The organism is Methylobacillus pratensis (assembly GCF_054072455.1).
On the sequence record NZ_JBSUSR010000003.1, the window covers coordinates 37,292 to 50,474 of the forward strand.

Genomic DNA, 13,183 nt, shown 5'->3' on the forward strand with positions numbered 1-13,183 from the left:
AAGCTAACCCTTTGCTATTCCTTGGTGGCCAGGGGCAGAATCGAACTGCCGACACGCGGATTTTCAATCCGCTGCTCTACCAACTGAGCTACCTGGCCATATTGCTTTTGATTACGTTGGCTCTTGAGCTCACGCAAGGCCAGCATTATAGCAAACTTCGGCGTTTCGTCCAGCCGGGATCGAAAAAATTCGTGTTTTATTCCCACAGTTTAAAAAAGTTGCGTGCTCGGGTATGCTCCAGGCTTGATTTAAAAAGTAAATTTCATGAGTCACCAATCATCGACATTGCCAGAATTTGCGATATCCCCGCTGGACCAGGGCCTGAAAGCCGCACTGCAAGCCAAGATCGACAATAAGACCAAGCCGAGGGGGGCATTGGGGCAACTTGAAAGCCTGGCGTTGCAGCTTGGCTTGATCCAGCAATCATTGACGCCCATCCTGCAGCGCCCGGCCATGCTGGTGTTTGCGGGCGACCACGGGGTGGTCGAGGAAGGAGTCAGCCCGTACCCAAAGGAGGTGACGCGGCAGATGGTGATGAACTTCCTGGCTGGCGGCGCGGGGATCAATGTGTTTACGCGACAGCATGGGATGCGGATCAGGATCGTGGATGCTGGGGTTTGTCATGAGTTCTCGGCGCATCCGGAGCTGATCCGCGCCAAGGTCAGCATGGGGACTAGTAATTTCCTCAAGATGCCCGCCATGTGCCCGCATATGTGTAACCAGGCCTTGATCAACGGTTACAAGCTCGCGCAGGCAGAAGCCGACGCCGGCACCAACGTGATGGGGTTCGGTGAGATGGGTATAGGCAATACCACATCTGCTTCGGCCATTGTCGCGGTGCTGTGCAATTTGCCCGTGGAGCAATGCGTTGGCCGCGGTACGGGCCTGGATGACGCCGGCGTGGCGCACAAGGCTGACGTGATCAACCAGGCAATGGCGCGCCACCAGGTGGACAATACCGACCCCTTGGCGGTGCTGGCGACTTTTGGCGGGTTCGAGATCGCCATGATGGTGGGTGCCATGCTGGGCGCTGCAGAACAGCGGGTCGCCCTGCTGATCGACGGCTTTATCGCGACGGCGGCCTTGCTGGTGGCGAGCCGGATTGCTCCCGCCATATTGGATTACTGTATTTTCGCGCACTGTTCCGACGAGGCGGGGCATAAACTGGTGCTCGAGCAGCTGCAGGCCAAGCCCTTGCTCAACCTTGGGCTGCGCCTGGGCGAGGGCACTGGCGCTGCCCTGGCGTATCCGCTGGTGCAGGCCGCGGTGAATTTCCTTAATGAGATGGCGTCGTTCGACTCTGCCAATATCAGCCGGCAGGATGCTGCATGAGCCAGCAATGGCGCTTGTTCCTCCTGGCATTGGGCTTTTTCACGCGTCTGCCGGTGCCTGCCATCCAGAATTTTGATTCCGCTGAGTTGAACGATGCGGCACGTTATTTCCCGCTGGTGGGCATTCTCGTCGGGTCGGCGGCGGCGCTGGTATTGTATTTGAGCTTGCAAATATTGCCCGCAACGGTGGCTATCGTCCTCAGCATGGCGGCGACGCTGTGGCTGACCGGCGCCTTCCATGAGGATGGGCTGGCGGATACCATGGACGGCCTCGGTGGCGGCTGGACGAAAGAGCAGGCGCTGGCCATCATGAAGGACTCCCGCATCGGCAGCTATGGCGCGATAGCGCTTTTCCTGGCATTGCTGCTTAAATTTGCCAGCCTTGAGCATATCGAGATTGAATTGTTGCCTTTCGTCCTCTTGGCGGCCCATGCTGTGAGCCGCCTTGCTGCCGTGCTGGTGATGGCCACCCAGGAATATGTGCGGGAGGAGGGCAAGGCCAAGCCTTTGGCAGCCAAGCCGTCGATTGCGAGCCTATGGATCGCCGTAGTGTCAGGCCTGTCGCCATTGGTATTGTTGCCGGCCAGGCTGTGGCTCGCTTTGCTGCTGGTCGTGCTTGTGTGGATATGGTTCAGCTTTAAGCTAAGGCAGCGCCTGGGAGGTTATACGGGCGACTGCCTGGGCGCCATGCAGCAGCTCACTGAGCTGGCGTTTTATCTTGGCGTTTTGGTTCTGGCATCCTGATAATGTGGAGTATGTAATTGGAAATTTACCTGGTGCGTCATACGACGCCGGATGTTCTGCCCGGCACATGTTACGGGCATAGCGATATTGACGTCACGGAGACGTTTCTTGCCGAGTTCGATGCGTTGCACCCCAAGCTCAAGCACCTCAAACATCCCGCCATTTACAGCAGCCCTTTGCAACGCTGCATGAAGCTGGCCGAATCGGTGGCTGCCACTTTCAGCCCGCAGGTGGCGGTGCAAGCTGATGCCAGGCTCAAGGAACTGAACTTCGGCGATTGGGAAATGCAATCCTGGAACGATATTCCGCGCGGGCTGGTGGACGTATGGGCGGAAGACCATGTACGGCACGTGCCGCCGAATGGGGAGTCTTTCCTGCAGCTTTCCCAGCGCGCGCAATCCTTTGTTGCAGATCTGCAGCATCATGACCAGCCAGCCCTGGTGTTCACGCATGCAGGCGTCATCCGGGCGTTGACGGGCTATGCGCTGGACCTGCCGCTGGTGCATACCTTCAAGCTGCAGATCGATTATGCCAGCGTGAGCAAGATCATCGTGGAAGAACAGTTGACCAGGGTGGCCTACGTCAATCGCTGATGTGTTGGTGCTGCAATGGCTCAGGGTTGTACACAGGCATCTAAAGCTGTAGGTTGGCTAGTGCTGCTGCCAGTCTCTGCCAGCCATCCGCAGGCGGCAAGCCAATCCGCAAACCCTGCTGTGCCGGAAAGTGCCGGGTCCAGACGCCTTGACGCGCCAGTTGCACATGCAGGTGCTCCGCATGCGCTAACTTCAACCACTGGAACAATGAGCAGCCATTGAGCGGAGGCAGGCCGGCCTGCCGCAATATGTCCGCCAATTGCTGGCTTTCAGCCAGCAGCCTGGCGCGGTTATGCTCTTGCCACGCATGGTCGGCCAGCGCGACCTGGGCCACGACCCTGGCCGGGCCTGTAACGGCCCAGGGTCCCAATAAATCGGCCATACGATTCAGTAGCGACGGTTCTGCCAGCAGAAAGCCAACGCGCGCGCCGGCCAGGCCAAAGAATTTCCCCAGCGAGCGCAGGATGATGAGTCCGGGCTGATGGCTATATGCGGCCAGGCTATGTTGCGGGGAGCTGTCCATGAAGGCTTCGTCCACGATCAGCCAGCCATCATGCTGCGAGAGGGCTATGTGCCACTCCAGGAGCGTGTCGGACGCAAGCAGGCGGCCGGTGGGATTGTTGGGGTTGCATGCTAGCAGCACATCGGTTTCAGCAAGCATTGCCGCGCCAGGCAAGTGGTCGATTTCACTGACCTGATGCCCATGCTGCCGCCAGGCGTGGGCATGCTCCGCATACATGGGGCCAAGCACGGTGACGCGGCATGGTCCGCGCAATCGCGGAAGCGCCTGGATCGCGGCCTGCGAGCCGGAGGTGGCCAGCAGGTACTGGGCGCCATAGTAGCTCGCCGCGATGCGCTCGAGTTGTTGGTCGGTTTCCGGCAGGCGTTGCCACACCGATGCGGGAATATCGGGCACTGGGTAGCCGTGCGGGTTGATGCCGGTGGAAAGGTCCAACCAATCCTCCCGCGCAATGCCGTATTGCCGGCTGGCTGCATGCAGGTTGCCGCCGTGCTCAAGCATGGTATGCCCCGATCAATGCGTATGTGATAAAAATCACCAGGCACCAAAGCACGATGCTGCGATCTACTAGCCGTACCGCAGCATGGAGGCTGGCGGCCGAGGCGGCTGGCCCGGTTCCCAGCGTGGGGCGTGCCTTGTCCTGCCCATGGTAGCGCGCATTGCCGCCCAGCGTTACTTGGAGTGCGCCTGCCCCTGCCGCCATCACCGGGCCTGCATTCGGGCTGTACCATCGCCTGGCCTGTTGCCGCCAGCACGAGAATCCGCTCCGAGCATGTCCGCAAAGCGCATAGCTCAAGGCGGTCAGCCTAGCGGGAACGAGGTTGAGCAGGTCGTCCAGCCGTGCGGCGGCCCAGCCAAAATACAGGAAGCGTGGCGTGCGGTAGCCCCACATGGCATCCAGCGTGTTGGCGAGGCGGAACAGCAGTGCGCCGCTGCCGCCGAGCAACACGAACCAGAAAATCGCGCCGAAAATCGCATCATTGCCGTTCTCCAGTACCGACTCCACGCCGGCGGCAGCAATCTCGCGCTCGTCGAGTTCGGCAGTGTCGCGGCTCACGATCATGCCCACGGCATGGCGCGCGGCAGGCAAATCCTGCTGTGCGAGTGCGTGGTAGATGCGCAGGGCATGTTCCTTGAGACTGCGGGCGCCGATAGCGAAATACAGCAGCACGATGTCGAGCAGCCAGCCATATGCAAGCTGCGTGAGCCAGAAGGCTAGCGCCCATGCCGGCAACAATAATATAAGCCAGGCCAGCAGGCCCAGCAGGCGCGCAATGAGTGGCGCATGTTGGCGGTTGAGGCGCCTTTCCAATGCTGATGCCAGGTTGCCGAAACCCACCAGCGGATGCCAGCGCCTAGGCTCGCCCAGCAGCCGGTCCAGCAACAGGGCTGTGATCAGCAGGGCTGGGGTTGCGAGGAAAGTAATGGGATAATGGGCCAATGACATATGCCAACACATTGATGGTTCAGGGCACCACCTCGGATGCGGGCAAGAGCACGCTGGTGGCTGCGTTATGCCGAGTATTGTACCGCAGGGGCGTGCGCGTCGCGCCATTCAAGCCGCAGAACATGGCGCTCAATTCCGCCGTGACCAGCGACGGCGGCGAAATCGGCCGCGCCCAGGCCGTGCAGGCGCAGGCTTGCGGCCTGTTGCCGCATACCGACATGAACCCGGTATTGCTGAAACCCAATACCGACACCGGCTGCCAAGTGATCATCCACGGCAAGGTGCTGACCAACCTCGAAGCAACTGCTTATCATGCCTACAAACCCAAGGCGCGAGAAGCCGTGCTGGCTTCATGGCAGCGCCTGCGCGAACAATATGAATGCATCATCGTCGAGGGCGCGGGCAGTCCTGCGGAAATCAACTTACGGCAGAACGACATTGCCAACATGGGCTTCGCCGAGGCGGCGGATTGCCCAGTAATATTGATCGCCGACATCGACCGCGGCGGCGTGTTCGCCCATATCGTCGGCACCCTGGCGCTACTCTCCGAGTCGGAGAGAAAGCGCATCATCGGCTTTGTCATCAACCGTTTTCGCGGCGATATCGCGTTGCTGCAGCCCGGGCTAGACTGGCTGCAGCGGGAAACCGGCATTCCCGTACTCGGCGTGCTGCCCTATCTGCGCAACCTGCATCTCGAAGCCGAGGATTCCGTGGCGAGGGATACGCCGGACAAGCCGCAGACCTGGTTGCGCGTGATTGCCCCGGTCCTGCCGCATGTCAGCAACCATACCGACATGGACGCCCTGCGCATGCACCCGCATGTCGATTTCCAGTTCATCGAACTCAACGAGCCCGCGCCGCCAGCCGACCTCATCATCCTGCCGGGCAGCAAGAACGTGCGCGGTGACTTGGCAGTGCTGGAATCCCACGGCTGGCGCGAGAAAATCTCCCGCCACCTGCGCTACGGCGGCAAGCTGCTGGGCATTTGCGGCGGCTTTCAGATGCTCGGCCGCAAAATCCACGATCCGCACGGCCTTGAAGGCGATATCGGCTCCAGTGACGGCTTTGGCTGGCTGGATATGGAAACCACGCTCACCAAGGAAAAACACCTTAAGGAAGTCGAGGGCAGGCTCACCTTTGCCGACGCCGCCGTCACCGGCTACGAAATCCATATGGGCGTCAGCAGCGGCCCGGCATTGAAGCGGCCTGTACTTTATATCGGCACGCAGGCGGAAGGCGCATTGTCGGAAGATGGGCAGATGGCGGGCACTTACCTGCATGGCCTGTTCGACCATGCCGAAGCGACCCGAGCCTGGCTGGATTGGGCTGGTTACAACCAGCTGAAACAGACGCAGGAAGAAATCGCCTACTACGATTACACCGCTCTGCGCGAAGCCAGCCTGGAGCGCTTGGCGGATGAAGTGGAGCAGCAGCTGGATTGGAGCAGGTTGCAGCCGTACCTGCCTTGAAAAGTTGAGCGGGCAGTGATACCCGCATCATGCATCTTGCTTGAATTTGCATTAAAATGAGAACAATTCTTATTTTAATGGTCGTGCCATGTCGATCGATACGCCGCAATCACTGCATCGCTTGTATCTCCATCACCACCGCTGGCTGCATGACTGGCTGAGACGCAAGCTGGGCGACTCCTTTGTGGCGGATGACCTTGCCCAAGATACCTTTGTCAGCATCATGGCCGCGGAGACGGTGCAGGAAATCCGCGAGCCCCGGCCTTTCCTGGTGACGATTGCCCGCCGCCTGATGGCGCACCGCTATCGCCGGCAATTGCTCGAAACCAGTTATCTTGAAATGCTGGCGTGCCTGCCCGAGGCCATGGTTCCCGCGCCCGAGGTGCGCTTGCTCGCGCTGGAAGCATTGCAGCAGGTCGACAGGGCGTTGGACGGCTTGCCGCCGCAGGTAAGGGAGGCTTTCCTGCTCGCGCATCTCGAGGGGCTGAGCTACGCGGAGATTGCCGGGCGCCTGCAAGTGTCCGCCAGCTCGGTCAAGCAATATCTCACCCGCGCCAATCGCCAATGCCTGTTCGCATTGCCAGCATGAAGAAATTTTAATGTCTCAGCCAGACTCTCTTAAGCATCCTGCATCTGCCGAACCAACACATACCCTGCTGGTCGGCGGGCAGCGCATCAGCGCAGCCGCAGCCGACCAGGCCGCCGAATGGCTCACCCTGCTGATGTCGGGCGACACCACGCCGGAAGACAAGTTGCGCTGGCAGCAATGGCGCGATGCCCACCCGGACAATGCGCATGCTTGGCGGCATCTCGAAGCTGTGACAGGCTGGCTGGGAGACATTCAGCCCAAGGTCGCTTACGGCGCGCTTTCCCACTATGCGCAATCGCACGCGCCGAGGTCGCCCGGACGCCGCAAGGTCATCGGCTTGCTTTCCTGGAGCGGGATACTGGTCGCTACTGGTGCAGTAGCCTACCGCACCAATATGTGGCAAAAAACTACCGCCGATTTCTGCACAGCCGCTGGCGAGCAACGCAGCATCACGCTGGAAGACGGCACCATGCTGACGCTGAACACTGCCACCGCGGCAGATGTGCATATTGACGCGCAATCCAGGGTGGTGCATCTGCTGGCGGGGGAGATTGCGGTCATGACCCGGCATGCGGCCTTCGGCGAACCTGCCGACCCGCGCCCCTTATACGTGCACACCGCCCAAGGCCGTATCCAGGCATTGGGCACGCATTTCATCGTGCGCCAGTGGGACGGGCATACCACCGTGGCAGTGTTGCAGAGTGCCGTGGAGATTACGCCTGCCAGCAACCCAACATCACGACCCGTCATCAGGCAAGGCGAGCGCATTCTTTTCACCAGCACCAGCCTGGGAACGCCTGTGCCGCTGGATGAGCAATCTCTTGCCTGGATCAAGGGCCAGATCGTCGCGGACAACATCCGGCTTGGGGATTTCATGACGGAGCTTGCGCGCTACTTGCCGGGCATGGTGCGCTGCGACCCGGATGTGGCGGATTTACGGTTTTCCGGCGTGTTCCCGCTGAACGATATTGACCGCATCCTGGCGTCGCTGCCCAGCGTCTTGCCGGTACGGGTAAGATTGCTTACCCGCTATTGGATAACAGTGGAAAGCGCGGCTTAGAGCCTGTTTACGACCTTTGCATCGGTACGTATGGCTTCAACCCGTCTCCGGTCAAGGCACAGCTTTGGCAAGGCGCGATCATCAACGGATAGTGCGCCGTATTCGAACGGCCAGCTCGGATATCTCTCCCATGACAGTGGGCATGTCAAACTGCCTTTCGCCCCTCGGCGAGTCACTTTCATTTGCCTCGCCAAAATAAAGGAACCAAACAAAAGGCGACCCCGGAGTCTGCGCCGGGAGCAAAGCTCCCGGTTCCCTGCGTTGCTCAATCTGCCTGGGAGCTTGCTGAACTCGCTGCGCTCAGACAGACGCAAACTCTTTTTCCAGACAGATTTGCGCTACTCGGCGCAGCCAGACGGGGAAACCAAGGTCAAAAGCAACAGCAACTTGGTATCGCTGCGCCCGCCCTTGGGTCTGAGGGAGCATGCTCCCAACTGTTTGTCATCCCCGCCTTGAACCGGGAACTGGTGAGCAGGACAGGAAGACAACGGGATGTCGGGACAGCGCAACAACGCCAGGAAAGTTTTTTAAAAATTTCTGCCCGATTGATAATTTCGCGGCACCTCCCTTATGAAAGAAGTGATTTTCATTAACTCATTCATTAAGGGAACCATATGCCAATCCGGCAACCACATCGCGGGGTGTCCACCGCACCCAATGCGCTCAGGCAATCCGTGGCCTGTGCCGTCACCATCCTGCTTTCCACCAGCGCTTATTTTTCCCTGCCAGCTACTGCGCATGCAGAAGCAGCGGCAGAGACCCGCACCGCTGGGAGCACACAGCGTTTTGACATTCCTGCCGGATCGCTGGCGCCAGCGCTGCGCAGCCTAGCAAGCAACGCCAATGTGCTGCTGACTTTCACGGAAGCGCAGACCGCAGGCAAAACCACCGCGGGCATCAGCGGACAGTATACCTTGCCGGCCGCGCTGTCCGTCCTGCTGACAGGCACAGGCCTGCAGGCCGTGGCGCTGGATAACGGCGGATATGTGCTGAAGCCTGCCGCCAGGCCTGCCTCCGTCTCCGGTGCAGGCAATGCGGACACCTTGCCCGAGGTAGCCGTGACGGCGCGGTCAGAGGTGAGCCCGAGCGAGCTGCCGCCTGCCTATGCGGGCGGACAGGTAGCCAAGGGCGCTCGGCTGGGCCTGCTGGGCAATGTGGATGTGATGGATACGCCATTCAGCGTGACCAGTTACACGGCCCAAACCATCGCGGATCAGGGCGCGCGTACCGTGGCCGATGTGTTGCGCAACGACGTTTCGGTACGCTATGCCACATCGGACGGCCACCCGTTCGAGAACTTCCGCATCCGCAATTTTGCCGTCAACCAGAACGAGATGACCATCAACGGCATGTACGGCCTGGCACCTTACGGCCACACGCCGATCGAGATGTTCGAGCGCGTCGAGGTGCTGCGCGGCCCGAGCGCGTTGTTCACTGGTATGGCACCGGCTGGCGCGCTGGGCGGCACCATCAATCTGGTGCCCAAGCGTGCAGGTGAAGATCCGCTCACCCGGTTGACGATGGAATATATCTCCGAAGGCCAGTTCGGGACTCGCCTCGACCTGAGCCGCCGTTTTGGTGAAAATAATGAGTGGGGCATCCGCGTCAACGGATCATTCAGCGACGGCGATACTGCACTGGAAGATCAGTCCAAGCAGCGCCAGTTCCTCTCGGCCGCGCTTGATTACCGCAACGACGGTTTCAAGGCCTCGCTCGACACCTACTACAGCAAGGAGAAATTCAAGAACGGCACGCCTGCTGGCATTCTATTCAACAACACCGTGGGCGTGCTGAAAGCGCCCGATGCCAGTTCCAACCTGTTCCGCGATGCCTATGGCGAATCAGAAAACAAGGCCGCCATCCTCAGCGCTGAATACGCATTCAACGACACCGTCACTGCCTTTGCCAACGTCGGTGTGCGTCACGGCAAGGTCGCTGGTTTCTTCACGGGTTCGTGGGCGCGCGTCTCGGCAGCGGATGGCACCGCTTCGCTATCCATGTCCGGCCAGCGCATGTACGAAGACAACGTGAATACCGAAGCAGGCGTGCGCCTCAACTTCAATACCGGTAGCATCGGCCATGAGATGACGTTGCAGGCCTCGCGCCTGAAGATGGACTACGGCTACGATGCCACCTCCAGCAGTGGCATCATCAATATCTACGATCCAGTGAGCGTGGCGATGCCTGCCCTGGCCGGCTCGGCGCTCAAGTGGTCCGACAAGACCTTCGACAGCCTGGCGCTGGTGGATACCTTGTCCATGCTGGATGACAGCCTGCGCCTGACGCTGGGCCTGCGACGCCAAAGCTTCAAGGTTGACCCGACAGCGGCGGGTATCGCTGTTGGCGGCGAGGTCGACTATGACGAGCATGCCGTCACGCCTGCCGTGGCCGTGGTCTACAAGCCGTGGGGGCCGGATATTTCCCTATATGCCAGCTATGTGCAAGGCCTGAGCCAGGGCAACAGTATCCGCATCGACGGCGGTTATATCCGCAACCACGTTTTCGCTCCATACAAGACCGAGCAGAAGGAAGGCGGCATCAAATGGAATGCAGGCACTTTCACCAATACATTGGCGCTGTATGAAATCGAGCAACCGACGCTGATTAGCTTCACTACCAGCAGCGGCGGACGTGATGCCACTGACGACGGTGAAAAACGCGTGCGCGGCCTGGAGTGGAATGTCTTCGGCGAATTGACACACAGTCTGCGCGTATTGGGCGGCATTGCCTATGCGAAGGGCGAGCAGACCAAGACCCAGAACGGCACCTATGACGGCTTGGCTTCTCCTGGTGCGCCGCGCTGGCAAGGCAACCTGGGGCTGGAATGGGATGTGCCGGGCACCAACGGCCTGACATTGACCAGCCGGGTCCAGGCCAATTCCAGCCAGTACCTGACCAGCGACAATGTACTGAAGCTGCCGGGCTGGGGCGTGATGGATGTAGGCGCCCGCTATGCGGCCAACCTGCAAGGCCGAAACGTGGTGTTCCGCCTGAATGTCTACAACCTGTTTGATCGCGATTACTATTCCGGCGTCTTCCGGGAAGGCGCGGCGATCGCCACGATAGGCGCGCCGCGCACTGTCGCCGCCTCGATGACAGTGGACTTCTGATAGCGCCTCGTAGCACGATACCCAGCCGGACGATCTACCCGGCTGGGTTTGTCATTTCATGGAGCTAATATTCCCCATGCCGGTTTTCACCATGTGCGGCATTGCCGCCATTGTTCTGGGATGCCTCTGCATCTATGCCGCCTCGCCCCATCAGCGCCTGTGGGCTAGGCCCTGGCCCCAACGCCCGGCGCAAGCCGTGGGCGCGGCCTTGCTGCTGTCAGCCTTATTGCTGCTGGCGCAGGACATGCAGCGATTGACCACCGTATTCGTTTTCGTCACCACGCTGATGCTGGTGTTCCTTGTCTTGCCTTATATCGGAGCCTATTTGCATGGACGCCGTACCCGCTGAAAGCGCCACGCCTGTGGCCGCCAGGCGCAAAAAAACAAAACCTGCTCCCATCCGGCCGGACTGGGTGTCGAAAACACTGGCCGGCCTGCTGCTCGGCCTGGCGTTGACATTGGCCCTGAGCGGCTTGCTGGCGGCGATGTTGTCCGATTTGCCGATGTCGGTGAAAGGGCAGCTCGTCATGTGGAGCCTGCCGCCAGTGTGGCTAGGCGTTCAGGCTGGCGTATATTTCTTTGCCAGCGGCCTGCGCGCCTGGTTGTGGCTGGGCGGCGCCAACCTGCTGGCCTGGGGCGCATTGTGGCTGCTGCGGCTGGCGCAGCAAGGAGGCGCGGCATGAGGGCCGACTTTATCCGCAATTACAAATCGGTGCATACCTGGACCGGCATCATCAGCGGCATGGCGCTGTTCATCGCGTTTTACGCGGGCGCGCTGACCGTGTTCAAGGAACCGATCCGCCGCTGGTCCACGCCGCCCGAAATCATGCAGCCCGTGCCGCTGGATGCCGTGCAGCCGTTGATCGTACAGACATTGCAGACCACGCCTTCCGCCAAGCGCGACTTCATCCTGCGGCTGGAAGGCGAAGACCATGCCATTCCACGTCTCGAATGGCAGGTGCGCAACCCTAAAGCGGACGACCATGACGAAGCCGCGGCACGCTACTATACCGCCGTGCTGGCAACTGACGGCAGCGTGCAGGTGGAGGAACAGCACCCTTCGCGCCTGGTGGAGTTGATCGACGTGCTGCACCGCGTTGTCGGCCTGCCTGCGGATTCGGACAAATACCGCTGGATCATGGGCGTGGTCGCCGCGCTCTACACCCTGGCGCTCGTGTCGGGCGTCGTGGTGTTGCTGCCCACGCTGGTCAAGGATTTCTTCGCGCTGCGCGTGGGCAAGAACCTCAAGCGCATGTGGCTGGACGCGCACAATGTGGTGGGCATCGTCAGCCTGCCGTTCCATATCGTCATGGCGCTGACCGCAGTGGTGTTCGCCTTCCACGACCAGATCTATTTCGCGCAGGACAAAATGGTGCACCAGGGGCAATGGCGGCAGGCTTTCCAGCGGCCGCAGGGTAGCCCGGGCGATATGCCGGAGCGCAACCCGACCGACATGCTCTCGCCTTCGCAACTAGTGCAAGCAGCGAAAGATGCCTCGCCGGGGTTTATCCCCAGCGGATTGCAATATGCGCAAGTCACCGGTCCGCGACCTACGGTGCGTGTTTGGGGCAAGGACTCGCAAGCCGTATCTCCGCGCGCGTTGGGAGGCTTCGCTGCCATCGACCCTTACACAGGTAAGCTGCTCTCCACCGACTTCATGCCCGGCAAGCAGGATAAGCCCAACCTGTTCATCAGCAGCTTCTTCGCCCTGCACATGGCCTCGTTTGGCGGCTCCGTGGTGCATTGGCTCTATTTCCTGCTCGGGCTGGCGGGCGCATGGCTGTTCTACAGCGGCAATCTGCTGTGGGTGGAGTCACGGCGCAAGGCGCAGCGCAAGGACGGCATTATCCCTGAGCAGCGCCGCGATACGTCGCTGATGGCATCCGCCACTGTGGGCGTATGCCTGGGTTGCGTCGCGGGCATTTCGCTGACCATTGCCGCAGGAAAATGGCTGCCGGGGAGGGTGGACGATATTGCAGCATGGCATATGGGCATTTACTACACGGTATTTCTCGGTAGCGTAGCTTGGGCATTCCTACGCGGTGCAGCACGCACCATCGTGCCGTTTTTGTGGTTTGCAGCGGCCAGTACCGCGACTATACCTTTGACCTCGTTACTGGCCTTGTGCTTTCCTGGGCTGGGATTGTGGGCTGATGTTGCCGCACTGGGAATGGATATGACGGCGTTCGTTGGCATGTTGGCCCTGGTCTGGATGGCGCGAGTGACTGCGCGCCGAGTGCAGCATGGCCCGGCTGATAGCATATGGTCTGCGTATAGCAGGGCGGCTTAGAGAGCAGCTGCCGCCTATTCAAAGCACTTC

At 60.4% G+C, this 13,183-nt stretch carries 12 protein-coding genes and 1 tRNA gene; 10 read left to right on the plus strand and 3 right to left on the minus strand.

The window, feature by feature from the left end; genetic code table 11:
• Positions 1 to 22: 22 nt before the first annotated feature.
• Positions 23 to 98: transfer RNA gene (locus tag ACW4YW_RS07545), tRNA-Phe, on the minus strand.
• A 166-nt stretch (positions 99 to 264) separates the two neighbouring features.
• Here ACW4YW_RS07545 and cobT point away from each other — a divergent pair.
• The 3 genes from cobT to cobC are packed head-to-tail and all read left to right on the plus strand — an operon-like array spanning position 265 to position 2,668.
• Complete coding sequence (gene cobT / locus ACW4YW_RS07550; RefSeq protein ID WP_457137018.1) at positions 265 to 1,332, plus strand: nicotinate-nucleotide--dimethylbenzimidazole phosphoribosyltransferase; 1,068 nt, start codon at positions 265 to 267, stop codon at positions 1,330 to 1,332.
• The gene (locus tag ACW4YW_RS07555; RefSeq protein ID WP_457137019.1) at positions 1,329 to 2,075 is read left to right on the plus strand and encodes an adenosylcobinamide-GDP ribazoletransferase; all 747 of its coding nucleotides are present in this window, start codon (positions 1,329 to 1,331) and stop codon (positions 2,073 to 2,075) included. Before cobT ends, ACW4YW_RS07555 begins: the two co-directional genes overlap by 4 nt.
• A 17-nt stretch (positions 2,076 to 2,092) precedes the next feature.
• The gene (gene cobC, locus ACW4YW_RS07560) at positions 2,093 to 2,668 is read left to right on the plus strand and encodes an alpha-ribazole phosphatase (RefSeq protein WP_457137020.1); all 576 of its coding nucleotides are present in this window, start codon (positions 2,093 to 2,095) and stop codon (positions 2,666 to 2,668) included.
• Between the two features lie 40 nt (positions 2,669 to 2,708).
• Here cobC and cobD read toward each other — a convergent pair whose 3' ends face one another.
• Positions 2,709 to 3,689 carry a threonine-phosphate decarboxylase CobD gene (gene cobD, locus ACW4YW_RS07565; protein WP_457137021.1) on the minus strand — a complete coding sequence of 327 codons (981 nt, stop codon included), beginning with the start codon at positions 3,687 to 3,689 and terminating at the stop codon, positions 2,709 to 2,711.
• Positions 3,682 to 4,635, minus strand: coding sequence for an adenosylcobinamide-phosphate synthase CbiB (gene cbiB / locus ACW4YW_RS07570; protein ID WP_457137022.1), 954 nt, complete (start codon positions 4,633 to 4,635; stop codon positions 3,682 to 3,684). Before cbiB ends, cobD begins: the two co-directional genes overlap by 8 nt.
• Positions 4,636 to 4,649: 14 nt before the next feature.
• Here cbiB and ACW4YW_RS07575 point away from each other — a divergent pair, with 14 nt between their 5' ends.
• The 7 genes from ACW4YW_RS07575 (at position 4,650) to ACW4YW_RS07605 (ending at position 13,153) form a co-directional block, all read left to right on the plus strand.
• Positions 4,650 to 6,104: a cobyric acid synthase gene (locus ACW4YW_RS07575; protein ID WP_457137300.1), complete on the plus strand. Its 1,455-nt coding sequence runs from the start codon at positions 4,650 to 4,652 to the stop codon at positions 6,102 to 6,104.
• A gap of 88 nt (positions 6,105 to 6,192) precedes the next feature.
• A complete protein-coding gene (locus ACW4YW_RS07580) occupies positions 6,193 to 6,693 on the plus strand; it encodes a sigma-70 family RNA polymerase sigma factor (protein ID WP_457137023.1) in 501 nt (166 codons plus the stop codon).
• Between the two features lie 10 nt (positions 6,694 to 6,703).
• Complete coding sequence (locus ACW4YW_RS07585) at positions 6,704 to 7,753, plus strand: FecR domain-containing protein (protein WP_457137024.1); 1,050 nt, start codon at positions 6,704 to 6,706, stop codon at positions 7,751 to 7,753.
• 614 nt (positions 7,754 to 8,367) lie between these two features.
• On the plus strand, positions 8,368 to 10,863 hold the full coding sequence (locus ACW4YW_RS07590; protein WP_457137025.1) for a TonB-dependent siderophore receptor: 2,496 nt from the start codon (positions 8,368 to 8,370) through the stop codon (positions 10,861 to 10,863).
• Positions 10,864 to 10,939: 76 nt separating this feature from the next.
• Positions 10,940 to 11,212, plus strand: coding sequence for a hypothetical protein (locus ACW4YW_RS07595; RefSeq protein ID WP_457137026.1), 273 nt, complete (start codon positions 10,940 to 10,942; stop codon positions 11,210 to 11,212).
• Positions 11,193 to 11,546 (plus strand): hypothetical protein, encoded by a 354-nt coding sequence (locus ACW4YW_RS07600; RefSeq protein ID WP_457137027.1) that lies wholly within the window; start codon positions 11,193 to 11,195, stop codon positions 11,544 to 11,546. The genes ACW4YW_RS07595 and ACW4YW_RS07600 overlap by 20 nt, the downstream gene beginning before the upstream one ends.
• Complete coding sequence (locus tag ACW4YW_RS07605) at positions 11,543 to 13,153, plus strand: PepSY-associated TM helix domain-containing protein (RefSeq protein ID WP_457137028.1); 1,611 nt, start codon at positions 11,543 to 11,545, stop codon at positions 13,151 to 13,153. Before ACW4YW_RS07600 ends, ACW4YW_RS07605 begins: the two co-directional genes overlap by 4 nt.
• Positions 13,154 to 13,183: the final 30 nt, after the last annotated feature.